This window comes from Aliarcobacter lanthieri (assembly GCF_013201625.1).
Lineage (GTDB): Bacteria > Campylobacterota > Campylobacteria > Campylobacterales > Arcobacteraceae > Aliarcobacter > Aliarcobacter lanthieri.
Map to the genome: position 1 here is coordinate 2,219,135 of NZ_CP053839.1, position 23,197 is coordinate 2,242,331.

Annotated in this window: 22 protein-coding genes; all 22 read right to left on the reverse strand. The window is 28.5% G+C overall.

Annotated elements, in window-relative coordinates; genetic code table 11:
• Nucleotides 1-57 precede the first annotated feature (57 nt).
• The 22 genes from ALANTH_RS11120 to ALANTH_RS11225 all read right to left on the reverse strand — a co-directional run bounded on the left by ALANTH_RS11120 (nt 58) and on the right by ALANTH_RS11225 (nt 23,185).
• Entirely contained in the window at nt 58-2,319 is a 2,262-nt protein-coding gene (locus ALANTH_RS11120; protein WP_026807061.1) for a methyl-accepting chemotaxis protein, read from the reverse strand.
• Nucleotides 2,320-2,385: 66 nt separating this feature from the next.
• Nucleotides 2,386-3,411, reverse strand: coding sequence for a sulfate/molybdate ABC transporter ATP-binding protein (locus ALANTH_RS11125; RefSeq protein ID WP_026802784.1), 1,026 nt, complete (start codon nt 3,409-3,411; stop codon nt 2,386-2,388).
• 3 nt (nt 3,412-3,414) lie between these two features.
• Complete coding sequence (gene cysW, locus ALANTH_RS11130; RefSeq protein WP_026802785.1) at nt 3,415-4,275, reverse strand: sulfate ABC transporter permease subunit CysW; 861 nt, start codon at nt 4,273-4,275, stop codon at nt 3,415-3,417.
• The gene (gene cysT, locus ALANTH_RS11135; protein WP_026802786.1) at nt 4,272-5,126 is read right to left on the reverse strand and encodes a sulfate ABC transporter permease subunit CysT; all 855 of its coding nucleotides are present in this window, start codon (nt 5,124-5,126) and stop codon (nt 4,272-4,274) included. Before cysT ends, cysW begins: the two co-directional genes overlap by 4 nt.
• Before the next feature lie 144 nt (nt 5,127-5,270).
• Entirely contained in the window at nt 5,271-6,482 is a 1,212-nt protein-coding gene (locus tag ALANTH_RS11140) for an EAL domain-containing protein (protein WP_026802787.1), read from the reverse strand.
• A gap of 8 nt (nt 6,483-6,490) precedes the next feature.
• Nucleotides 6,491-7,624, reverse strand: a complete 1,134-nt coding sequence (gene moeB / locus ALANTH_RS11145; RefSeq protein WP_026807062.1) for a molybdopterin-synthase adenylyltransferase MoeB — start codon at nt 7,622-7,624, stop codon at nt 6,491-6,493.
• A 57-nt stretch (nt 7,625-7,681) separates the two neighbouring features.
• Complete coding sequence (locus ALANTH_RS11150; RefSeq protein WP_051583548.1) at nt 7,682-9,019, reverse strand: NAD(P)/FAD-dependent oxidoreductase; 1,338 nt, start codon at nt 9,017-9,019, stop codon at nt 7,682-7,684.
• Nucleotides 9,020-9,046: 27 nt separating this feature from the next.
• Nucleotides 9,047-9,784 (reverse strand): serine O-acetyltransferase, encoded by a 738-nt coding sequence (gene cysE / locus ALANTH_RS11155; RefSeq protein ID WP_026802789.1) that lies wholly within the window; start codon nt 9,782-9,784, stop codon nt 9,047-9,049.
• Between the two features lie 9 nt (nt 9,785-9,793).
• A complete protein-coding gene (locus ALANTH_RS11160; protein ID WP_051583549.1) occupies nt 9,794-11,230 on the reverse strand; it encodes a family 2A encapsulin nanocompartment cargo protein cysteine desulfurase in 1,437 nt (478 codons plus the stop codon).
• Nucleotides 11,214-12,158: a family 2A encapsulin nanocompartment shell protein gene (locus ALANTH_RS11165; protein ID WP_026807063.1), complete on the reverse strand. Its 945-nt coding sequence runs from the start codon at nt 12,156-12,158 to the stop codon at nt 11,214-11,216. Before ALANTH_RS11165 ends, ALANTH_RS11160 begins: the two co-directional genes overlap by 17 nt.
• A gap of 17 nt (nt 12,159-12,175) precedes the next feature.
• A complete protein-coding gene (gene moeB, locus ALANTH_RS11170; protein ID WP_026807064.1) occupies nt 12,176-13,345 on the reverse strand; it encodes a molybdopterin-synthase adenylyltransferase MoeB in 1,170 nt (389 codons plus the stop codon).
• A gap of 1 nt (nt 13,346) precedes the next feature.
• Nucleotides 13,347-13,622, reverse strand: coding sequence for a MoaD/ThiS family protein (locus ALANTH_RS11175; RefSeq protein WP_026802792.1), 276 nt, complete (start codon nt 13,620-13,622; stop codon nt 13,347-13,349).
• A 1-nt stretch (nt 13,623) separates the two neighbouring features.
• The gene (locus ALANTH_RS11180) at nt 13,624-14,046 is read right to left on the reverse strand and encodes a M67 family metallopeptidase (protein WP_026802793.1); all 423 of its coding nucleotides are present in this window, start codon (nt 14,044-14,046) and stop codon (nt 13,624-13,626) included.
• Complete coding sequence (locus ALANTH_RS11185; RefSeq protein WP_026807065.1) at nt 14,043-14,954, reverse strand: PLP-dependent cysteine synthase family protein; 912 nt, start codon at nt 14,952-14,954, stop codon at nt 14,043-14,045. Before ALANTH_RS11185 ends, ALANTH_RS11180 begins: the two co-directional genes overlap by 4 nt.
• 17 nt (nt 14,955-14,971) lie before the next feature.
• Nucleotides 14,972-16,057 carry a sulfate ABC transporter substrate-binding protein gene (locus ALANTH_RS11190; RefSeq protein ID WP_063265981.1) on the reverse strand — a complete coding sequence of 362 codons (1,086 nt, stop codon included), beginning with the start codon at nt 16,055-16,057 and terminating at the stop codon, nt 14,972-14,974.
• 347 nt (nt 16,058-16,404) lie between these two features.
• Nucleotides 16,405-17,622 (reverse strand): threonine synthase, encoded by a 1,218-nt coding sequence (locus tag ALANTH_RS11195; RefSeq protein ID WP_026807067.1) that lies wholly within the window; start codon nt 17,620-17,622, stop codon nt 16,405-16,407.
• Between the two features lie 12 nt (nt 17,623-17,634).
• Nucleotides 17,635-18,417, reverse strand: a complete 783-nt coding sequence (locus ALANTH_RS11200; RefSeq protein ID WP_026807068.1) for an ABC transporter permease — start codon at nt 18,415-18,417, stop codon at nt 17,635-17,637.
• A gap of 9 nt (nt 18,418-18,426) precedes the next feature.
• On the reverse strand, nt 18,427-19,188 hold the full coding sequence (locus tag ALANTH_RS11205; RefSeq protein WP_026807069.1) for an ABC transporter ATP-binding protein: 762 nt from the start codon (nt 19,186-19,188) through the stop codon (nt 18,427-18,429).
• Nucleotides 19,172-20,146: an ABC transporter substrate-binding protein gene (locus ALANTH_RS11210; protein ID WP_026807070.1), complete on the reverse strand. Its 975-nt coding sequence runs from the start codon at nt 20,144-20,146 to the stop codon at nt 19,172-19,174. Before ALANTH_RS11210 ends, ALANTH_RS11205 begins: the two co-directional genes overlap by 17 nt.
• A gap of 21 nt (nt 20,147-20,167) precedes the next feature.
• Nucleotides 20,168-21,334 carry an FMNH2-dependent alkanesulfonate monooxygenase gene (gene ssuD, locus ALANTH_RS11215; protein ID WP_026807071.1) on the reverse strand — a complete coding sequence of 389 codons (1,167 nt, stop codon included), beginning with the start codon at nt 21,332-21,334 and terminating at the stop codon, nt 20,168-20,170.
• Between the two features lies 1 nt (nt 21,335).
• Nucleotides 21,336-22,289, reverse strand: a complete 954-nt coding sequence (locus tag ALANTH_RS11220) for a sulfonate ABC transporter substrate-binding protein (RefSeq protein ID WP_026807072.1) — start codon at nt 22,287-22,289, stop codon at nt 21,336-21,338.
• Nucleotides 22,290-22,330: 41 nt separating this feature from the next.
• Nucleotides 22,331-23,185: an amidohydrolase family protein gene (locus ALANTH_RS11225; protein WP_026807073.1), complete on the reverse strand. Its 855-nt coding sequence runs from the start codon at nt 23,183-23,185 to the stop codon at nt 22,331-22,333.
• Between the last annotated feature and the right edge of the window lie 12 nt (nt 23,186-23,197).

The following is a 23,197-nucleotide window of genomic DNA, read 5'->3' on the forward strand; positions in this document are numbered from 1 at the left end:
TTTTTTTAAGAGATTTTATTTTATTTTTTTATAAATTGAATTGATTAGAATCAACTATTATAAATCTATATCTCTAGCCTTTACGCTATCTTTACCTTCAAAAACTTTACTATCTGCATCTTTTACTACAAGGTTTGCTATTTCATCAGTAATTTTCGCAATATCATTTGTTTGTGAAGCAACATTTGCATTCTCTTGTGTTTGTTTATCCAAATTATTTACAACATCATTTATCTGTTCTATTCCTAAAAGTTGCTCTTTTGAAGAATTCTGAATATCTCCAATTAAATTCATAGTTTGATGTACATTTTCATTCAATTCTTTATAACCATCAATCATTGTTGTAGCTATATTTTTACCTTCATTGGCTTTTGATGTTGCTTTTTCAACTAACTCTTTAATCTCTTTTGCTGCTTCTGCACTTCTTGCTGCTAGATTTCTTACTTCTTGTGCTACAACTGCAAATCCTTTTCCTGCTTCTCCTGCTGTTGCTGCTTCTACTGCTGCATTTAAGCTTAGGATATTTGTTTGGAATGCTATATTATCTATAACTCCTATTGCTTCATTAATATTTAATACCTGAGCATTTATCTCTTCCATAGCACGTGTTGTCTGATTTGCTAGTTCTTCACCTTCTTGTACAGATTTGGTAACATTATTTGATAACATCGTCATCTTTGTAATATTTTCTGAAGTATTTCTAACTGTTGATGTAATCTCTTCTATTGCAGCTGCTGTTTCTTCTAAACTAGCTGCTGCTAAGTTTGAAGAACTATTTAATTTATTTACATTTTTCAATAAGATATTTGAGCTTTTTTCTAAAGTTAATCCATTTGTTTTATTTCTTACTAACATTCTAGTAATTGACTCTCCCAACTCATTTACACCAGTTGCCAATCTTAATAAATGCTCTTTTACATCTTTAGTAGGAACTTTTTTCAAGTAATTATAGTGTGTATATTGCTCTAATACCACAAGAACATCTTCAATATTCTCTTCCAAATTTTTTGCCATATTATTTAAAACATTTTTTAACTGAACTAATGCTGGATTTGATACTTCAATATTTACTCTTTGACATAAATCTCCATCTTCAAATTCACTTAAAACAGTTATTGTTTCTTGTATTAATCTTCTATCTTCCTCAATACCTATTCTTGTTTTTTCAATATTCTGATTTAATATTTTTGCCATTCTTCCAAATTCATCATTTGTATTTACATTTACAAAGTTAACATCCTCTTTTTCTCTATTTAAATAAGCAAAAAATTCATCTAAATCTTTATTTATAGCTAATAATGGTTCATTTACAGTTTTTTTGATAATTAGATAACTAATCCCTAATAAAATAATTAAAAGAAGAATTCCACCAAATATAGAGTACGTTCTTAATGTATCATTTAGTTCTAATAACTCATCAAAACTTGCACTTGTAACAATAACCATATTCCAATCTTCAAAAGTTGTAAAAGCTGATAATTTTCTAAGTTCTACACCATTTTGCATAAAGTTATAGATTTCTGTTCCTTGTTTTTGTTTAATCATATTTTTTAAAACATTTTTTGTATTATTATCTAATTCACTGATTTTTTTATTTTTTAATGTAGGATGTAAAATTAAACTTTCTTCTTTTGAATCTATTACAAAGAGATATCCATGTTCTCCAAATTTTATTCTTTCTAATTTACTCTCCAAAATATTATAAAGCTTATCAAAATTATATGCCACAAATAAGATACCTATTACTTCTTTATTTTCAATAATAGGCTCATAAACAGTCATATAGTTTTTACCAAATAATTTTGCTATTCCAATATATTTCTCTTTATTTATGATTTTTTCAAAAGCTGGACTATCTTTTGTTAAAAAAGTTCCTATAGCTCGTGAACCATCTAATTTCTGTAAAGATGTAGCAACTCTATAAAAATCATCATTTTGTTTTACAAATACCGTTGCAACAGCTCCAGTTGTTTTTGTAAACTCATCAATCAAGCTATTATTATTGTTTAAAATTAAACCATTTGATTTTAATATTGGAGTTTGAACACCATTAATTTCAATTTTGTTACTATTGTCAATTTCTATGTTATTAAAATTACTTTTAAATACATTTGAGACAATAAGTGCTGAATCTTTTATTGAATCATTTAAAACTTCAAATGTAGCTTTTATATCAACAGCTCTATCTTGAAAGTTTGACTTAACATCTAAAGTTATAAAGTTTTTTACTATTGCATTTATAGCAAAAACTGCTACTATTAATATAATAGTAACAGCCAAAGTTTGGAAAAAAGAAACTTTCTTTATTACAGAATTCATTTATGATAACCCCTAAAGTAAATTTAAAAAATCTGATGATTATAATAAATTAAACTTATATCCTTTTTAAATCCCAGCTCCATCTTCAAAACTTCTCATATTTCTAGCACGAATACCTACAATATCATCTTTTTTTAGTTTCTTATCATTAAAATCGTAATGTGCCATTTCAACTAAAATTGTTCTTTTTTCATCTTTTATATCAGCTAACTCCACTTTTACAAAAGACCCTGCTAATTGTATATATTTTATTTTTGCTTTTTTGATTAAGTCATTATCATCTTTTGAAACTATTTCAAGTTCATGAGGACGAATTAAAAATGTACCTTCACTTCCATCATCTTTTCTTTCATGGAATAGATTTACATTTCCTAAAAAGTTTATTACAAACTCATTTTTAGGATTATGGAAAACCTCTTCAGGAGTACCAATTTGTTCAATTCTACCTTTATTTATAACAACTATTCTATTTGCAACTTCTAAAGCCTCTTCTTGATCATGAGTTACTAAAACAGTTGTAATTCCAAGTTCTTCTTGAAGTTCTTTTAACCATCTTCTTAAATCTGACCTAACTTTTGCATCCAAAGCTCCAAAAGGTTCATCTAAAAGTAACACTTTTGGCTCAACAGCTAAAGCTCTTGCTAACGCAACTCTTTGTCTCTGGCCTCCTGAAAGTTGCCAAGGAAATCTTGAAGCAAAACCATCAAGTTGAATAAGTTTCAAAAGCTTTGTAACTTTTTCTTTTATATCTTTATTTGAAAGTCTCTCTTTTTTAGGTTTTACTCTAAGCCCAAAAGCTATATTTTCAAAAACTGTCATATGACGAAAAAGTGCATAATGTTGAAATACAAACCCTATATCTCTTTGTCCAATATCTTTTTTTGAAACATCAATATTATTAAAAAGAATCTCTCCTTTATCACTATTTTCAACTGTTTCAAGTCCAGCAATCATTCTTAAAAGAGTTGTTTTACCACTTCCTGAAGGACCTAAAAGAGCAAGTAATTCACCCTCAACTATCTCCAGATTTATATTATTTAAGGCAACAAAATCACCAAAATATTTTGTTAAATTTTTTACTTCTATTTTCATTTTCTACTCTTCATTATCTAATTTTTTAATTTTTCTTTGAACTTTCCACTCTAAAAGATATTTTAGAACTAAAGTAAAAAGTGCTAAAATTGCCAAAAGTGTTGAAACAGCAAAAGCTGCAACAAAGTTATATTCGTTATATAAAATTTCAACTTGTAATGGCATAGTATTTGTAACTCCTTGAATATGTCCAGATACAACAGAAACTGCTCCAAATTCACCCATTGCTCTTGCATTACATAAAATTACTCCATAAAGTAATCCCCACTTTATATTTGGTAAAGTAACTTTCCAAAATGTTTGGAATCCACTAGCACCTAAAAGTAATGCGGCTTGTTCTTCATCATTACCCATCTCTTGCATTAAAGGTATTAACTCTCTTGCAACAAATGGAAAAGTTACAAATATTGTTGCTAATACAATTCCAGGAACTGCAAAAATAATCTGTACATCATTTGCTATTAACCAAGAACCAAACCATCCTTGAGCTCCAAAAAGTAAAATATATACAAATCCCGAAATTACAGGACTTACTGCAAATGGTAAGTCAATTAAAGTTATTAAAAAACTTTTACCAAAAAATGAGTATTTTGCTATTGCCCATGAAGCACAAACACCAAAAACTAAATTTAATGGAACTGCAATAGCTGCAGTTATAAATGTAAGTTTTATAGCACTTAATACATATTGATCTTCAAAGCTTAAAAAATAAGCTTCAACTCCTTTTCTAAAAGCTTCTGCAAAGATTGTAATCAAAGGAACAACAAGCATTATCATTAAAAAAGCAAGTGCAGTAAATATCAGAAGATATTTTACTAATCTTGATTCATTTTGTGAACTTTTTGTATTACTTATAGTTTTCATATTGCCTCCATTCCTTTTCTTCTTGAACTCCATCTTTGAAGTATATTAATAAGTAGTAACATTACAAAAGAGATTAAAAGCATAACTACTGCTATTGCTGTTGCTCCTGTATAATCATACTGCTCTAATTTTGTGATAATTAAAAGTGTACTAATCTCTGTTTTAAATGGCATATTTCCAGCAATAAAAACAACAGAACCATATTCACCTAAAGCTCTTGCAAATGAAAGTGCAAAACCAGTTAAAAGCGCAGGAAATATTGTAGGAAGTATCACTTTATAAAAAGTTTGCCATCTACTTGCACCTAAAGAAGCACTTGCTTCTTCTTGTTCTATTTGTATCTCTTCAAGTGCTGGTTGTACAGTTCTTACTACAAAAGGAAGACCTATAAAAATCAAAGCTATAGTTATTCCTATTGGTGTAAAAACTATTTTTAAACCTAAAGGCTCTAAATATTGCCCAAACCATCCTTGGCTTGAATATAAAGTTGTAAGAGCAATCCCTGAAACAGCTGTTGGAAGAGCAAAAGGCAAATCAACTATTGCATCAAAAACTCTTTTTCCAAAAAATGTATATCTTACTAAACACCAAGCAACAATTAGTCCAAAAACTGTATTTACCAATGCAGCAATAAGTGAAGTTATAAAAGTTAATTTATAACTTGCTATTACTCTTGAATCTGTAGTTGCTTTAATAAAAGTATCAAATCCCATACTGAAAGCTTCACTAAAAAGAGCAATTAGTGGGATAAGTACAATGATACTTAAGTAGAATATTGTATATCCCATTGTCAAACCAAATCCTGGAATTGGAGAATTTGGTCTTTTTAATATTCCAAAATTTAATCTCATTTAAATCCTTTTACATATAACATACACTAAATTAGTGAATGTTTAAAATAGACAAAAAAATAGATGATTAATTTAATCATCTATAAAATTGGTGAATTATATCTTTTTCTATTTATTATGTCAAGAAAAAATTAAAAGCTTAAGCTACTTTAATTTTAAATCTTTAACATTTATTGGTTCATCAAACCAATACCCTTGAAAATAATCAATATTTAATTCTTTACAACTTTCATAAATCTCTTTTGAAGATACAAATTCTGCAACAGTTTTCATTCCTACTTTTTGTGCAAAAAATACTATTGCTTCAACTACAGCTTTTGCACTAAGTGATTTATTTATATCTTGTATTATTGAGCCATCTAATTTAATAAAATCTGCTTGAAGTTTAACTAAATAAGAAAAATTTGAATAACCTGTTCCAAAATCATCTATTGCTATTTTTACTCCTAAGCTTTTAACTATTTTTATAAAAGATACAACCTCTTCAAGATTATCTATACCTTCACTTTCTGTTATCTCAATAGTCAATAAATGTCCTATATCAAATTCATAAATTTTTTGAATAATATAATCTACCACATCTTTCTCTAAAATATCACTAATTGATAAGTTAATACTAAACTCTATATTTTTATTATCAAAAAATTCGAAAGATTTTTGAACTATTTTTTTTGTAATTTCACTATATAGATTTAATTTTTTTGATCTATCAAGAAAAAAGTATGGTGAAACAATTTTTCCTTTTTCATCTTTCATTCGAACTAGAACTTCATATTTTTTTTCTGTTTGATTATTTATACTTTGAGCAAAAACTTCAAACTTATCTTTTTTTACAGCTTGAATAATTTGAGATTCCCAATATAGATCTTGTTCTATTATTGAAGATCTTGGATGACAAATATGATGTTGTTCACTATCATAAATTACTAAATTGTGTTTTAAAACTCTTGTTTGTTTTAAAGCAAACTCTGCACTAAAAATAAGTTCGTCATAATTTATAGCAACTCCAGCTCTTAGAGGAATATATACTTTATGTTCATCTAATTCTATTGGAGAATAACCAAAATACCATATTATTGATTTTATAGATTGTATAAATCTATCTTTTGATAATTCAAAACTAGAAGCTGCTGCAAAAATATCAGCTCCTAAATAATAGATTTTACTACATATAAATTTTTCCTCTAATCTTAAAGATATAAGTTTTAAAATCTTTTCTCCAAAATTATATCCATAATAGTGATTTATATTTCCAAATCCACTTATATCAAATATAACTAACTTATCAAAAATCTTACTTTCGATATCTTTTAAAAACTCTTTTCTATTTGCTAATAAAATCTCATTTTCTTCCATAAATCCCCTTAAATCAAATCATTTACCCAAGAAGTGATTCCACCTTTTAAACTATAAAGTTCACCTTTATATCCAGCCTTTTTTAGTTTTGAAATAGCTTGAAGACTTAGAAGTCCTATCTTACAAGTTATAACAGTTTTTTTACTAATATCAAGTTCTTCAATTCTATCTATTAGAGTTGAAAATGGTATATTTTTTGCATTTTTAATAAGAGCTAAATCATCTTCGATTTTTTCTCTAACATCAATTATTTGAATGTCTTGCTTTTTATCAAGTAATTTTTTTAAATCTAAAATTGTTATATCTTCAATAATAAAATTCTCATCAAGATTCTTTAGTCCACAAAACTCTTCATAATCTATGAGTTCTTTTATTGTTGGATTTTTCCCACAAACAGGACAATTCTCATCTTTTTGTATTTTATACTCTTTAAATTCCATTTTTAAAGCATTTAAAGATAAAAGTCTATTTTTTAAACTATCTCCAATTCCTAGTATTAACTTTATAGTTTCATTTGCTTGAATTGTCCCAATAATCCCAGGTAATACTCCTAAAACTCCAGCTTCTGAACAAGATGGTACTTGTCCAGCTTTTGGTGGAGTTGGAAATATACATCTATAACAAGCACTTTTATTTGAATTAAATACTGTTGTTTGTCCTTCAAATCTAAAAATAGCACCATAAACAAAAGGTTTATCTAGTATTACACAAGCATCATTTATCAAATATCTTGTTTGAAAGTTATCTGTTCCATCTACAACAATATCAAAATCCTTTATGATATCTAAAGCATTTTGACTAGTTAGTTTTTCATTTATGGCTATTACATTTATATTTGGATTTAGTTCATCAATTTTACTATTTGCTGAAGATACTTTACTTTTTCCTATAAATTTTGTAGAGTGGATAATTTGTCTTTGTAAGTTTGATTCATCAAGAGTATCAAAGTCTATAAAACCAATTGTGCCAACTCCAGCTGCACTAAGATATAGTAAAACTGGAGAGCCTAAAGCTCCTGTTCCAACAACTAAAACTTTTGCATTTTTTAGTTTTAGTTGTCCTTCAAGTCCTACTTCAGGAAGAATTAGATGTCTACTATATCTAGTTATCTCTTCTTGCGAAAGTCTATTTTGTTTTGACATCATATGCTCCTATTTCAAATTTGAATAGAAGAATATCACAATTGCAGTTAATAATTTCTATTCAAAGATATTAGTAGTAATTCCAGCATACCAAGATTTTGTTGCATCAAAAGTTGATTTTTCTATATCTTCAAAAAACTCTGTTTTTACTTTTACTTTTCCATCCACTTTATCAAAATATGCTTGATGTGTTACATAAATACCTGTCTCTTGACTTACAAGTGAATAACACACATTTTGTGGATAAACACTTCCTTCTTTTGGGTCTTCTTTATTCAATCTTCTTGCTATTTGTTCACCTACAATAATTCCACAAGAGTGTGCCATTTGTGCACTTTTTGGGAAAGGATACTCACCTACAACATCTCCAACTAAATAGATATTATCATCATTGTAACTTCTAAATGTTGGTGTTTTTACTCTTCCAAAACCATCACTTGTAAGTTCTAATCCACTATCTTTTAATAGTTTTGAAGCTTTATTACTTGGGATAATATTTGCATCATCAAAAACTAAAGTTTGATTTGTAATTTCCATCTCTTTTAAATCATTCTTTTCAAAATATATAGTTCTTTTATCTAAATCAATTTTTTTAATATTTGCATTTGGGATATACTCTAAATAATCTTTATATAAAGTATCAAATGCTTTTAAAAATCCTTTAGCTTTTGTTGTTGGTTTTTCTCTTGGGTCAATTATCACAACTTTTGCATTTAATTTTTTAGATTTAAAATAATCTGCAATTACAGCAGCTCTTTCATAAGGAGCAGGAGGACATCTATAAGAACCTTTTGGTACAGTTATAACAAAAGTCCCTCCTTTAAAGTTTTCTATTTTTTCTTTTAATGACAGTTGTTCAAAACCTCCACTATAACTAGCAGGGAATTTTGTAAAAGCTTTTTTTGCATCTTTTTCATCTAAACCAAAAGTTGAATAATCATATTCGATTCCTGTTGCTAAAACTAATAAAGAGTATTCATAGTTACCATTTAAAGTATTAACTACTTTTTTTGTTCTATCAATAGATACAACTTTGTCATTTATCACTTCATAATCATAAATTGAAGCTGGTTTTAATGGAGAAAAAATCAAATCATTATAGTCTACACCTTTTATTCCACCAAACCATAAGTTACTATAAGGGCAAGATGCAAATATATTTTTTGACTCAATCACTATAACTTCTACTTTTTGGTTATATAATCTTATATTTTTTGCGACTGTTAAACCTGCATATCCACCACCAATAATTATTACTCTATCACTATTATTTAACTTTTTTACTTCATTTTTTGAAATATTTGACTCTTCTTTTTTAGTATTTGAACCAAAAACTGATGTTGCAGTAACTGCTGTTGCTAAAGTACCTAATTTTAGTAAATCTCTTCTATTCATCTATTCTCCTTTTTAATTAATTTAATTTTAAATTCCTGCACCATCAACTAAATAATCGTCCAATAATTCAAATTTTTTATTTAGTTCTTGAATACTCTCATTATTTAAAATCTCTTTTTCTCTAAGTATATTTTCCAATAATTCAATTCTTTTATTTAAATACCTAAAAGCTTCTTTATCTATATCAGGTAAATCACTATGAGTAAATTTTCCTTCTTTATCATACCTTTTTACGATATTTGCAGGTATTCCAACAGCCGTTGAATAACTTGGAACATCATTTATTACAACTGAATTTGCTCCAATTTTACTACTTGTACCAATAGTAATATCTCCTAGCACTTTTGCTCCACTCCCGATAACACTATTAGCTCTAACAGTAGGATGTCTTTTACCTTTGTTTAGGCTAACTCCACCTAAAGTAACACCCTGATAAATTAAAACATCATCTTCAACAATAGTAGTTTCACCAATAACAACACCGATTCCATGGTCAATAAATACCCTTCTCCCAATAGTTGCAGCTGGGTGAATATCTGTATTTGTTAAAAATTGGCTAATTCCACTATAAACTCTTGCTAATCTTTTAAATCCTTTTAAATACAATCTATTTGCTACTCTATAATTAATAATAGCCCAAACACCAGGATAATTAAAGAATATTTCTATTTTTGAATGTAATGCAGGATCATTACTTTTTGGAAGATTAAAATCTTCTCTTATTTGATCAAAAAGATTTAATTTTGCACTTCTACTCTTTTGCATTAAAAATCCTTAACTATTTTTAAACTCTTTAATAGTTTTAACTAAAAAATCTATCTCTTCTTTTGTATTGTAAAAAGCGATAGATGGACGAACAGTTGTCTCAACTCCAAATCTTCTTAAAATCGGTTGTGCACAATGGTGTCCAAATCTTAAAGCTATTCCTTTACTTGTAAGATACTCTCCAACTTTTGTTGTATCATATCCATCAATAACAAATGATAAAACACTTGTTTTCTCTTTTGCTGTTCCTATAAATCTAAGCCCTGTAATCTCATTCATTTTAGCTATTGCATAATCTAAAAGTTTATGTTCATAATTGTAAATATTTTCTATTCCAATTTTATTAACATAATCAATTGCTGCACCAAATCCTACAGCATCTGCAATATTTCCAGTTCCTGCTTCAAATTTATTTGGTGCAGCTTGATAAACTGTCTTTTCAAAAGTAACATCAGCTATCATATTTCCACCACTTTGATATGGTTGCATAATATCTAAAAGCTCTTTTTTAGCATATATCGCACCAATTCCTGTTGGAGCAAATACTTTATGTCCTGAAAAAATATAAAAATCACAATCAAGCTCTTGAACATCAACTTTTATATGTGATATTGCTTGAGCACCATCTATTAAAACTTTTACTCCATATCTGTGAGCAATTTCTACTACTTGTTTTATTGGAACAATTGTTCCTAAAGCATTTGATACATGAGCAATTGATACAATTTTTGTTCTAGGAGTTATTAATCTTTCAAACTCATTTAGTAAAATTTGTCCATCATTATCAACAGGAATTACCTTGATTTTTGCATCTACTTCTTGACTTAATATTTGCCAAGGAACAATATTTGCATGATGCTCTAAATTTGAAACTATTATCTCATCATCTTTTTGCAAATTAAATTTACCAAAACTATGTACAATCAAATTTATAGCTTCTGTTGCACCTCTTACAAAAATAATGTTATTTTCACTAGATGCATTTATAAATTTTGCTACTTTTTTTCTAGCCTCTTCATAAGCGTCAGTTGCTCTTGCTGCTAATGCGTGAGCACCTCGATGAATATTTGAATTTTCATGTTCATAAAAGTAACTAATTCTATCTATTACACTTTTTGGTTTTTGCGTTGTTGCAGCATTATCTAACCAAATTAGTGAGTAACCACCATTTACTTTTTGATTTAAAACTGGAAAATCTTTTCTTATAGCTTCTACATCAAATATCTCATAAGAGTTATTTTGTGGAACTATTTGAATATTTGAAAAAGTTTCAAAATTTGACACATCTTTATTCTCATAAAAATTTGTTTGAATCACTTTTTCATAGTCAAAATCTTCGCCAAATCCATTTTTATTAAATTCAGGAAATGCTTGATTTGCCAAAATTTCTATTTGATTTTTATAAAACTCTTCATCAAAATTTGGTAAATTATTGTGCGTAATCATAGTAGTTTCCTACATCTACATCTTCTAAAACTGCTATTGCATCTTTTGATAAAATTACTGCTGAACAATATAGTGATAAAAGGTATGAACCAACTCCATTACTATCTATTCCTCTAAATTTTACAGATAATCCTCGTGATTGTTCATTTGGTAAATTATTTTGGAATAATCCAACAACCCCTTGTTTTTCATAACCTGTTCTAACTAATAAAATATTAGTTTTTCCAGCTTTTGATTTTGGCTCTTTTAATCCATCAACAAATAATTTATTTGTAGGAATAATAGGAACTCCTCTCCAAGTTAAAAATGATGTTCCAAATAAGCTTATAGTTGCTGGAGGAACTCCTCTTCTTGTAGCTTCTCTTCCAAATGCAGCTATTGCTTTTGGGTGTGCTAAAAAAAATGATGGCTCTTTCCAAACTTTTGTTAATAACTCATCTAAATCATCAGGAGTTGGACTTCCTGTTCGGCTTTGAACTCTTTGAGAATCATCAATATTATTTAATAATCCATAATCATCATTATTAAATAATTCACTTTCTTGTCTCTCTTTTAAACTCTCAATTGCAAGTCTTAGTTGCTCTTGAATTTGTTGTGTTGGAGAGCTATATAAATCAGATACTTTTGTATTTACATTTATAATTGTTTGAATTGAGTTTAATTGATATTCTCTAGGATTTTCTTCATAATCCACGAACCCTTCTGGAATTTTATTATGAATTTTTTGTGAACATAAAGTATCAAGTGGAGTATCTCCCTCTTTTACTTTATTTAATCTAAAAATACCACTATCCAAAGATTTCCAATCAAGTAATCTTGTAACCCATCTTGGAGTTAATGAATCAAAAACTGGTGTTGTTTTTACAACATCTGCCAAATTATAAGCTGCTTTTGCACTTAAACTTACTACTTTATTTTCCTCTGCCATTTTATTTCCCTTTTTTATTAATATCTAGCCATTGTGTAATCTATATCATTTGCCCAAGAAGTTATTCCACCTTTTAGACTATAGATTTCACCCTCATATCCAGCTTCTTTTAATTGTCTGATCACTTCAGCACTTAAAAGCCCTATTTTACATATTACTACTACTTTTTTACTACTATCGAGTTCATCTTTTTTTCTAACTAATTGACCAAAGGGAATACCTTTTGAACCTTCAATCTTTCCTATTTGTAACTCATGTGGTTGCCTAATATCTATTAGTTGAACAGGTCTTTTTTCATTTATTAGATTTTTTAAATCTATTGCACTGATCTCTTCTACCTCAACTCTATCATCAGGACCTTTTAATCCACAAAATTCTTCATAATCTATAAGTTCTGTTACTGTTGGATTTTCCCCACAAACTGGGCAATTGTTATCTTTTCTCACTTTTAATTCTTTAAATTGCATTTTTAGTGCATCAAAAATCAAAAGTCTTCCACTTAAAACTTCACCTATTCCTAAGATTAATTTTATTGTCTCATTTGCTTGAATTGTTCCAATAACTCCTGGTAAAACTCCTATAACTCCACCTTCAGCACAAGAAGGAACTAGTCCAACTGGAGGTGGTTCTGGATATAGACATCTATAACAAGCTTTATTATTTTCATTAAAAACACTTACTTGACCTTCAAATCTAAAAATAGAACCATAAACAAATGGTTTATTTAAAAGTACGCTAGAGTCATTTATCAAATATCTTGTCTGAAAGTTATCTGTTCCATCTACAACAATATCAAAATTCTTAATAATATCTAAAGAGTTTTTACTTGTTAATTTATCATTATATGAGATAACTTTAACATTTGGATTTATCCCTTTTATTCTATCAGTTGCTGAAGATATTTTCGGTCTACCTATATCTTTTGTTGTATGAATAATTTGCCTTTGCAAATTTGATTCATCAACTGTATCAAAATCTATAAGCCCAATAGTACCAACTCCAGCAGCTGCAAGATATAAAATAACAGGAGCTCCAAGCCCACCAGTTCCTACAACTAAAACTTTTGCATTTTTTATTTTTAATTGTCCTTCAAGACCAACTTCAGGTAAAATCAAGTGTCTACTATATCTACTTATTTCCTCTGAAGATAGTTTTTCCTGCTTATCACTCTTATCATCTTTTCCCATTTTATAATCCACCTGCAATAGATGGAACTAAAATAATCTTGTCATCATCATAAACTTTTGTATCTAAGTTATCTAAACCTCTAATATCTTCTTCATTTAGATATATATTTACAAAACTTCTCAATTTTCCATCTGTAGAAAATAGATGATTTTTTAAATCTTGATGTGTATTTACTAAATTTCCTACAATATCTTTTATATTTTCACCTTCTAAAGCTATTTCAAACTCTCCGTTTGTAAATAGTCTTAAAGCTGTTGGTATATAAACTTTTGCCATTTTAAACTCCTTTTATCTCTTCTTTTTCAAAATTTAATCTATCATTTGAAAGTACTGAAACGGTATAATCAACCGCTTTTTTATCATAAACAGAAACTATCAAATATGTATAAACAGGAAGTGCATGGTCTATATCAAATTGAGATGGTGTTGCACTATGATTTGGATGTGAGTGGTAAAATCCAACTATATCCAAACCATTTTTTATAGCATAAAGTTCTGTTTCTAATACCTTTTTTGATGGTATTAAATACCTATTATGCTTATTCTCATCTTCTCTTTCATTTGATATTTCTATCACTTCACTAACAGTTTTCTTACCCTCATTAAACTTACCTAAAAGTATTCCACAACACTCGTATGGATAATCATTTTGGGCATGTTCATTTATTTTTTCCATAAGATTTTTACTAATTTCTATCATAAATCTTCTTCCCATAAGCTATCACTTAAATATTTAAAACCACTATCACATAAAATGGTTACTATAACACTTCCTTTTGGTAGTGTTTTTGCTAATTCTAAACTAGCATATACATTAGCACCTGAAGAAATTCCTACAAAAAGTCCCTCTTTTCTAATTAGTTCTAATGTCATTTTTCTAGCATCCTCTGTATCAATTTCAATAGTTTCATCAATCAATGAACTATCATAAATTTCAGGAACTATTGTTGTTGCCATATGTTTCATACCTTCAAGTCCATGAAATGGTGAAGATGGTTGCATAGCAATAGTTTTAATCTCTTTATTTAACTCTTTTAATCTTCTTGATGTTCCTACAAAAGTTCCAGAAGTTCCCATTCCTGCTACGAAATGTGTAACCTTATTTTCACTTTGTTTCCAAATTTCTAAAGCAGTTGAATTATAATGAGCTTTCCAGTTCTCTTCATTGTTATACTGATTTGTATAGTAATAAAGTTCTGGATACTCTTTTGCCAACTCTTTTGCTTTGATTAAAGCTCCATCTGAACTTAAAAGAGGATCTGTTTCAATTATAGTTGCACCAAAAGCTTTTAAAATTCTTTTTCTCTCAAAATTTGCATTTTTAGGTAAAGTTACACTAACTTTATAACCCAAATGTGCACCAAGCATTGCATAAGCAATTCCTGTATTTCCACTCGTACTATCTAGTATAATTTTTTCTTGTGTGAGTTTTCCACTATTTATTGCTTCTAAAATAATCCCCTTTGCAGCTCTATCTTTTACAGAGCCACTAGGGTTTAAATATTCAGCTTTTGCATAAATGCTTATGCCATCTAAATCTTTTGTTAAAGAATTTAGTTTTATTAGTGGCGTATTTCCAACTAGATCTAAAATAGTATTATTTGCCACTTTTCTATACCTTTAATTTATTTACTATAAATTAAATCAAATGTTCCACCATCATCAAAATGTGTTTTTTGTGCAATTGCCCAACTTCCAAAAACATCATCAATTTTAAATAACTCTAATTTTGGAAAAGTTTCTAAATATTTTGCATCAACTAGCTCTGGAATACTTGGTCTATAGTAATGTTTAGCTGCTAATGTTTGACCTTCTTTTGAATATAAATATTTTAAATATTGTGTTGAAACATTTAATGTTCCTAGTTGTTTAGCATTTTGTTCAACTACAGTTACAGGTGGTTCAGCTAAAATTGAAACCGAAGGTACAACTATTTCAAATTCATCTTTTCCAAGTTCATTTATTGCTAAAAATGCTTCATTTTCCCATGCAAGTAAAACATCTCCTATCTTTCTTTGTACAAATGTATTAGTTGCTCCTCTAGCACCTGAGTCAAGAACAGGAACATGTTTTAAAAGTTTTGAAACATACTCTTTTGCTTTTTCTTCTGCTTTTTTATATTTATCTGAATTAAAATCTATTTTTTCTAAATTCCCTAACTCTTGTTTTAGACCATAAGCATAAGCTGCAAGATAGTTCCATCTAGCTCCACCTGATGTTTTTGGATTTGGAGTTATCACTTCAACACCATCTTTTACTAAATCATCCCAATCTTTAATACCTTTTGGATTACCTTTTCTAACTAAAAATACAATAGTTGAAGTATAAGGAGATGAGTTAAACTCTAGTTTTTTTTGCCAATCTTTTGGAAATAATTTTGCTTTTTCACTAATTGCATCTATATCATAAGCTAATGCTAAAGTTACAACATCTGCTTTTAATCCATCAATTACACCTCTTGCTTGTTTACCACTTCCACCATGTGATTGTTTTATTTTTACAGTTTGTCCTGTTGTTTCTTTCCAATAATTTACAAAATTCTTATTGTACTCTTCATAAAACTCTCTTGTTGGATCATACGATACATTTAAAATCTCTAAAGATTTTTTTGCCTTCTCTGCTTCATAATTATAATCATCTGCAAAACTTGTTGTTGAAATTAGCAATGTTGCTAAAGCTATATTTCTTAAATTTTCTTTTATTCTTCTCATTTTATTCTCTCTTTATCTAATACACACTAAATGTGTGATAATTTAGAGATTTAAAAAAATCTCACCTATTTTCTCTTTCCATATTTTTTCTTACACATGTCGCACATCATTTTAAATCCTTCATATTAAGGTGATTTTAAATCTCTCTTTATCTATCACCTACTAAACTGGTGAAATTATAGTAATAAAATTTTTATTTGTCAAGAGTTTTTTTGAAAAAATTTAAAAAATTTCTTCAAACATAGATAGAAGCATACTTTTTATCAATAGGTAAAGAAAAAAAGGTTACTTTTTTATCTTTTTTTCTCCTATTTCTAGATATTTTAACTTTACTAAAAAATATTTTTCTAAAAAAAAGTTTCAATACTTATCTCATCATTTGGATTTAATATTGTTGGATTTGATATTATTGTATTTGGATATTTTAATCCACTTCCAGTATTTAATAATACTACTTTTTCATCTTCTTTTATCCAACCTTTTTTGTATAATTCTTCTATTGCAGCTAGAGTTGATGCACCTTCTGGACAAATAAATAATCCCTCTTCTTTCGCTATTAATTCTTGATATTTTAAAATATCTTCATCTTTAATAGCAATTGCGCAACCACCTGTTTTATAAATAGCTTCAAGTACTAAAAAATCTCCTATTGCTTTTGGTACATTAATTCCAAATGCTACTGTATTTGAATTTTTCCAAAAAATAGACTCTTGTTGCTTTCTCTCATAAGCTTTTACAATTGGTGCACAATTTGAAGCTTGAACAGCTACTAACCTTGGTAGTTTCCCTTTTACAAAACCTATTTCTTGTAACTCTTTTAATGCTTTAAAAATTCCTATTAATCCTACTCCACCACCAGTTGGATATAAAATAATATCAGGTAATTCCCAATCAAATTGTTCAGCTATTTCAAAAGCCATAGTTTTTTTACCTTCAATTCTATAAGGTTCTTTTAGAGTTGAAGCATCCATAAACTTATATTTATCTATTGATTTTGCTACAATTTTTCCTGCATCACTAATCAAGCCATCAACTAAAAATAGATTTGCTCCAGAAACAATACATTCATTTCTTGTTATAGTTGGTGCATTTATTGGCATTACAATATAAGCTTTTATATCTGCACGTGCTGCATAAATAGACCAAGCTGCACCAGCATTTCCATTTGTAGGCATAGCAAAAGACTTTACATTTAGCTCTTTTGCTTTTGAAATCCCAACTGCTGCACCTCTTGATTTGAAGCTCCCACCAGGGTTAAAACCTTCATCTTTTAAATATAAGTTTTTTAAACCTAATTTTTTTTCTAATTTTTCTAATTTTATCAAAGGTGTTATAACTTCACCTAAAGAGATAATATTTTTTTCATCTTCTATTGGTAAAAGTTCTTTATATCTCCATAAATTAAAATTTCTTGAAGCTAAACTCTCTTTTTTAAAATTCTCTTTTACTGCTTTTAAATCATATATCACTAAAAGTGGAGATTTGCAAGAAGTGCATAATTGATTTAACTCTTTATGATTAAATTCTTTATTACATTTTGGGCATTCTAAGTGACTAACATACATACTATATCCTTTTTATTTTGTTTTCATTCCCCATTTAACTATAGTTCTTTTTTCAATATATTCAAAAATTACATCTGTAATAATTCCTATTAGAATAATTGTTAATAAACCTGCAAAAACTAAATTTATATCTAGTTGATTTTTTTTCTCATAAATAAACCAACCAATTCCACCATTTCCTGAACTTACACCAAAAACTAACTCTGAAGCAATAAGTGTACGCCAAGAAAATGCCCAACCAACTCTAAGCCCTGTTAATATACTTGGAAAAGCTGCTGGAATTGCAATTTTAAAGATATATTCAAAAGTTGATAACTCATAGTTTTTTGATACCATTTTTAAAGTATTACTAACACCTTGGAATCCACTATATATATTTATTGCAATTGGCCAAAGAACAGCATGAACAATTACAAAAACTATACTTCCATAACCAAGTCCAAACCATAATAAGGCTAAAGGTAATAAAGCAATAGGAGGTAAAGGATTAAAAACTGCAGTTAATAACTCTAATAAATATGCTCCAAATCTAGTTGATATTGCAAATATAGTTAAAATAAGCGCTAAAAAACCACCTATAACATACCCCATAACTTGAACTTTTAATGATGATAAAATTCTACTTACCAACTCACCATTTTGAATAACTTCAAAAAAACCTTTTATTGTTTCACTAAATGTTGGAAACATTAAAGGATTATCAAGTCTTATTGCATAAATTTCCCAAAGTAGTATTAAACTTGCGAAAAGAAAACTTTTAATAATTATTGATTTACTTTTTTTACTTATTTTCATCTTCTTTCCTTAAATAAAATACTCTGTTTGATTTTTATGCATTATGCTTGAGATTTCATCTTTTGATGTAAACGCATTTACATCTATTTGTTTTAGTATTTGACTAGGATTTGTACCAAAAATGATAATTTTAGAGCCAAGTTTTATAGCTTCATCAATAGAATGTGTTACAAAAAGCATTGTAAAATTTGTATCTTCCCAAAGTTCAAGTAAATCATCTTGCATTTTTTTTCTAGTAATTGCATCTAAAGAAGCAAAAGGTTCATCCATCAAAATAACTTCAGAACCTAAAGCTAAACATCTAGCAATAGCAACTCTCATCTTCATTCCACCAGAAAGCTGATGAGGATAGTTATTTTCAAATGAACTTAAATTTACTTTTTTTAAAAACTCTTTTGCTTTTATAGTTGCATCTTTTTTATCTATCTTTTTTGTAGCACTTAAAGCGAATAAAACATTTTCTAATACTGTTTTCCAAGCCAAAAGCTGATCAAACTCTTGAAATACAAAAGCTCTATCTAATCCTGGTTTTGAAATAATTTTTTGTCCTAACTTTATACTTCCATAACTTGGTTTTATAAATCCACCAATTGCTTTTAATAAAGAAGACTTTCCACAACCAGATGGTCCTAAAAGAACTAATCTTTCAAACTGTTTTATCTCAAAATCAACATTTTCAATAGCCTTATAACTCTTTTTCTCATCAATCTCATAAGAGATTGATACGTCTTTTAGTGATAAAAAGGTGTCTTCTTTATTTAACTGCGTCAAAAAACAACTCCTTCCAATCTTTTGGTTTTTGTTTAATTGCACCTATATCATAAAGAAAATCTGAGAATTGAGTAATATTTGCCTTTGGTTTTGTATCATAAACTGTTGTATTTTTTAATACTTTAGCGATTATCTCTGGTGACTCATTTGACTTAGTTGTTGATAAATATAATTTGATAACCTCATCTTCATTTTCTTTAATAAATTTATTTGCTTCATTTAATGCTTCAACTATTATTTTTGATAATTTTGGATTGTTTTTATAGAAATCTTCACTTGTCCAAATTAAGTTTGTAGTATGAGCTCCACCTAAAACATCAAATGAATTAAAAACTTGGTGTACATTTGAATTTTCTAACTCTAATGTACTAAAAGGCTCTAATCCAATATGCCCATTTACTTCTGTACTTCCAGTAGTTACAGCTAAATAAGCATCTGGATGTTTTAATGAAACTGTTAAATTATCAAATTTATCATACTCTTTTATACCAAACTCTTTTGCAACTGCCATTTGTAATACTAACGATTGTACAGATACTTTAACTGAAGGAACTGCTATTTTATCTTTTGATGTTAAATCTTTTACAGTTTTTACATCAGGATTATTTGATACAAATACTATTGGTGATTCATTTATTGCTGAAAGAGCTTTAACTTTACCATTTGTTTTATCCCAAAGTCTTAAAAATGGACCATTTCCTCCAGCAACTAAATGAGCATTTCCTGATAATAAAGCATCATTTGCAACTGATCCTCCTCCAAAAGTAGCCCAATTAACTTTTACATCACCTAAACCTTGTTTTTTTGCATGTTTTTCAATTAATTTTTGTTCTTCTAAAATTATTAAAGGTAAATATGATATTCCATATTGTTTACTTATAACAACCTCTTTTACTTCTGCGAATGCACTTGAAGCCAAAAGTAACAAAATTGATGTTAATTTACTAATTCTTTTCATTTCTTCTTTCCTTTTTAATAACTATTTTTCTTTTATTTTATGTGTATCTTCACTTGTTATACCACCAAATGGTCCAGATTGTACAAGTCCAGATAATTTTTCTTTTGTTTTATTTGGTAATAGTGGAAATACAAGTTCAGAAAATCTAAAAGACTCTTCAAGATGGGGATAACCAGAAAATACAAAAGTATCTATTCCTAAATCTACATATTCTTGTATTCTTTGAGCTACAATTTCAGCACTTCCAACAAGTGCAGTTGCACAACCACCACGAACTAGACCAATTCCAGCCCATAAATTTGGGCTAATTTCAAGTTCTTCTCTTGTTCTTGCTTTTCCACCATTAGTTAAAGCTGTCATCAATCTTTGCCCTTCAGAATCTAGTTTTTGTAAAGCATTTTGGGAAGCATTGATTTGTTCATCATCAAGTTTACTTATTAGTTTTTCAGCATCATTCCAAGCTTCTTCTTCTGTATCTCTTACTATTACATGAAGTCTAATTCCAAATTTTATACTTCTTCCATACTTTGAAGCTTTATCTCTTACATCTTCAATTTTTGCTTTAACTGCTTTTAGAGTTTCACCCCAAGTTATATATAAATCAACTTTTTGAGCAGCTAACTCATGAGCTTTTTGTGAACTTCCACCAAAAAATAGTGGAGGATGTGGTCTTTGAACTGGTGGATATAAAAGTTTTGAATTTTTTGTTTTATAATGTTTCCCATTAAAATTCACAAATCCTTTTTCATAACTTGCTTTTAAAATCTCTTTCCATAAATCTACAAATTCAGATGCTGTTTCGTATCTCTCATCTGAATCTTGAAATAATCCATCACCTTCAAGTTCATCTTTATCACCACCAGCAACAAGATTGAAAGCAACTCTTCCATTTGAAAATCTATCTAATGTCGAAGCTATTCTTGCAGCTAAAGCTGGTTGTAAAAGTCCTGGTCTAAGTGCTACTAAAAACTTTAAATTTTGTGTAACACTTATCAAACTTGAAGCTACTACAAAAGGGTCTTCACAAGACCTTCCTGTAGGAATTAAAACTCCATCATATCCCAAAGTATCAGCTGCAACTGCAACTTGTTTTACATAATCAAAGTCAGATACTCTTGATTGGTCTTTTGAACCTAAGTATCTGTTATCTCCAAATGTTGGTATAAACCAAAATATATTTAGTGCCATTTTAGTTTCCTTTTTTAGTTTCAGGAATCCAAACAACACTTTTTATATCTAGTTTTTTTGGGATTAATTTTAAATCATAAAATGTATCTGCAATTTTTTGTTGCTCTTTTATAACCTCATCATTTAAGTAATTTATTCCATAACTAGCTCTTACTATTGCTTTTTCTAAAGTAAGTAAATCTAATCCAGTAAGTGGAGATAAAGCAGCTGCTACTTCACTTGGTTTTGAAATAGCCCAATCATTTACTTTTTTTAATTCATCAAAAATAATTGCAACAACATCTGGTCTTCTTGCTGCATAACTTTCTTCTGCTAGATAAAATTGATGATTATTTACTGTATTTGTTCCATCTTGTACAAGTTTTGCATCTAAAGTTGTTTGAGCTGCTGCATAAAATGGATCCCAAATTACCCAAGCGTCAACACTTCCTTTTTCAAAAGCTGCTCTTGCATCTGCAGGAGCTAAAAATACTGTTTCTATATCACTATATTTTAATCCTGCATTTTCTAAGGCTCTAACTAATAAATAATGTACATTTGAGCCTTTATTTAAAACAACTTTTTTACCCTTTAAATCTGCAACTGTATTGATAGCTGAATTTTTTGGCACAATAATAGCTTCACCTTTTGGAGCAGGAGGTTCATATCCTATATATTTAATTTTAGCATTTGCTGCTTGTGCAAAAATAGGTGGTGTTTCTCCAACTGTTCCAAAATCAATACTTCCAACATTTAATCCCTCAAGTAATTGAGGACCTGCTACAAACTCATTCCAAGTTACTTTTACACCAAGTGGTTCTAATCTTTTTTCTAAATTGCCACTTGCTTTTAATAAAATCAAAGTTCCATATTTTTGAAAACCAATTCTTAAAATATCTTCTTTTTTATCTAAACTAAACCCTAAAATAGGGATAATTACCAATAACACTAAAACTTTTTTAACTAAATTTTTCATTTCTTCTCCTTAAAATAAAATATACACTAAATGTATGAATATTAAAAACTTAAAACTCTTTTGGCATTTTTATGAAATAAATTATCCAAAATTTCATCTTTAAAACCTAATTCTAAAAAATCCTCTATTGTTTGCTTCATAGGTCTAAATGGATATGAAGTACCAAATAATAATTGGTCTTTAAAGAACCCATTTGCTGCTTCTACAAAAAGTTTACTCCCTGCTTGAAATAAATACATGTCAGGTACTACAAAAACATTCTCATATCTAAATGCAACACCTATCATCTCATTTACATAAGGGTAACAACCATGACAAACAACTATTTTCAAATTTGGAAACTCTCTTGCAACTCTTCCAATTGCTGCTGGATTTGTATGTTCGAGATTTGGAGTAGTTGGTCCTGACATAATAAATAAAGGTATATTCAAACTTTGACACAAATCATATACTGGTAAAAAATCTTTATCATCAAAATAAACTGCTGGTTTACCAAATGTGGGTTCAACATTTATACCTTTTAAGCCTAATATATTTGTTGCTCTATAAATCTCTTCAAAAGTTTGTGCTATACCTTTTGTTTGTGGATCAACAGATGCAATTCCAATAAGTTCTTTGTATGGAGCCGTTATATCTTTTATAACATCATTTGATATAGATAAATCAGGAGTATCTCTTCCAATTACTACTGCTTTTGATATTCCACTATCTCTAATCTCTTTTATATAACCATCTAAAGTAAAAGATTTTACAAAATGCTCATCATCTTTTGAACCAACTCTTCTATTTAACCACTTGGCAGTTTCATAACCTTTTGTATTTGGTGTTGAACCATAAAATTCACCTAAAAGTGCAGGTCTACTCCTAAAATCTATAATTTCTCCACTATAACTCATTTTTTTCCTTTT

Excerpts from the sequence above, each read along its gene's own strand:
- ALANTH_RS11120 (WP_026807061.1), bottom strand. The coding sequence starts at position 2,319 with ATGAATTCTGTAATAAAGAAAGTTTCTTTTTTCCAAACTTTGGCTGTT.
- ALANTH_RS11125 (WP_026802784.1), bottom strand. The coding sequence starts at position 3,411 with ATGAAAATAGAAGTAAAAAATTTAACAAAATATTTTGGTGATTTTGTT.
- cysW (WP_026802785.1), bottom strand. The coding sequence starts at position 4,275 with ATGAAAACTATAAGTAATACAAAAAGTTCACAAAATGAATCAAGATTA.
- cysT (WP_026802786.1), bottom strand. The coding sequence starts at position 5,126 with ATGAGATTAAATTTTGGAATATTAAAAAGACCAAATTCTCCAATTCCA.
- ALANTH_RS11140 (WP_026802787.1), bottom strand. The coding sequence starts at position 6,482 with ATGGAAGAAAATGAGATTTTATTAGCAAATAGAAAAGAGTTTTTAAAA.
- moeB (WP_026807062.1), bottom strand. The coding sequence starts at position 7,624 with ATGTCAAAACAAAATAGACTTTCGCAAGAAGAGATAACTAGATATAGT.
- ALANTH_RS11150 (WP_051583548.1), bottom strand. The coding sequence starts at position 9,019 with ATGAATAGAAGAGATTTACTAAAATTAGGTACTTTAGCAACAGCAGTT.
- cysE (WP_026802789.1), bottom strand. The coding sequence starts at position 9,784 with ATGCAAAAGAGTAGAAGTGCAAAATTAAATCTTTTTGATCAAATAAGA.
- ALANTH_RS11160 (WP_051583549.1), bottom strand. The coding sequence starts at position 11,230 with ATGATTACGCACAATAATTTACCAAATTTTGATGAAGAGTTTTATAAA.
- ALANTH_RS11165 (WP_026807063.1), bottom strand. The coding sequence starts at position 12,158 with ATGGCAGAGGAAAATAAAGTAGTAAGTTTAAGTGCAAAAGCAGCTTAT.
- moeB (WP_026807064.1), bottom strand. The coding sequence starts at position 13,345 with ATGGGAAAAGATGATAAGAGTGATAAGCAGGAAAAACTATCTTCAGAG.
- ALANTH_RS11175 (WP_026802792.1), bottom strand. The coding sequence starts at position 13,622 with ATGGCAAAAGTTTATATACCAACAGCTTTAAGACTATTTACAAACGGA.
- ALANTH_RS11180 (WP_026802793.1), bottom strand. The coding sequence starts at position 14,046 with ATGATAGAAATTAGTAAAAATCTTATGGAAAAAATAAATGAACATGCC.
- ALANTH_RS11190 (WP_063265981.1), bottom strand. The coding sequence starts at position 16,057 with ATGAGAAGAATAAAAGAAAATTTAAGAAATATAGCTTTAGCAACATTG.
- ALANTH_RS11195 (WP_026807067.1), bottom strand. The coding sequence starts at position 17,622 with ATGTATGTTAGTCACTTAGAATGCCCAAAATGTAATAAAGAATTTAAT.
- ALANTH_RS11200 (WP_026807068.1), bottom strand. The coding sequence starts at position 18,417 with ATGAAAATAAGTAAAAAAAGTAAATCAATAATTATTAAAAGTTTTCTT.
- ALANTH_RS11210 (WP_026807070.1), bottom strand. The coding sequence starts at position 20,146 with ATGAAAAGAATTAGTAAATTAACATCAATTTTGTTACTTTTGGCTTCA.
- ssuD (WP_026807071.1), bottom strand. The coding sequence starts at position 21,334 with ATGGCACTAAATATATTTTGGTTTATACCAACATTTGGAGATAACAGA.
- ALANTH_RS11220 (WP_026807072.1), bottom strand. The coding sequence starts at position 22,289 with ATGAAAAATTTAGTTAAAAAAGTTTTAGTGTTATTGGTAATTATCCCT.
- ALANTH_RS11225 (WP_026807073.1), bottom strand. The coding sequence starts at position 23,185 with ATGAGTTATAGTGGAGAAATTATAGATTTTAGGAGTAGACCTGCACTT.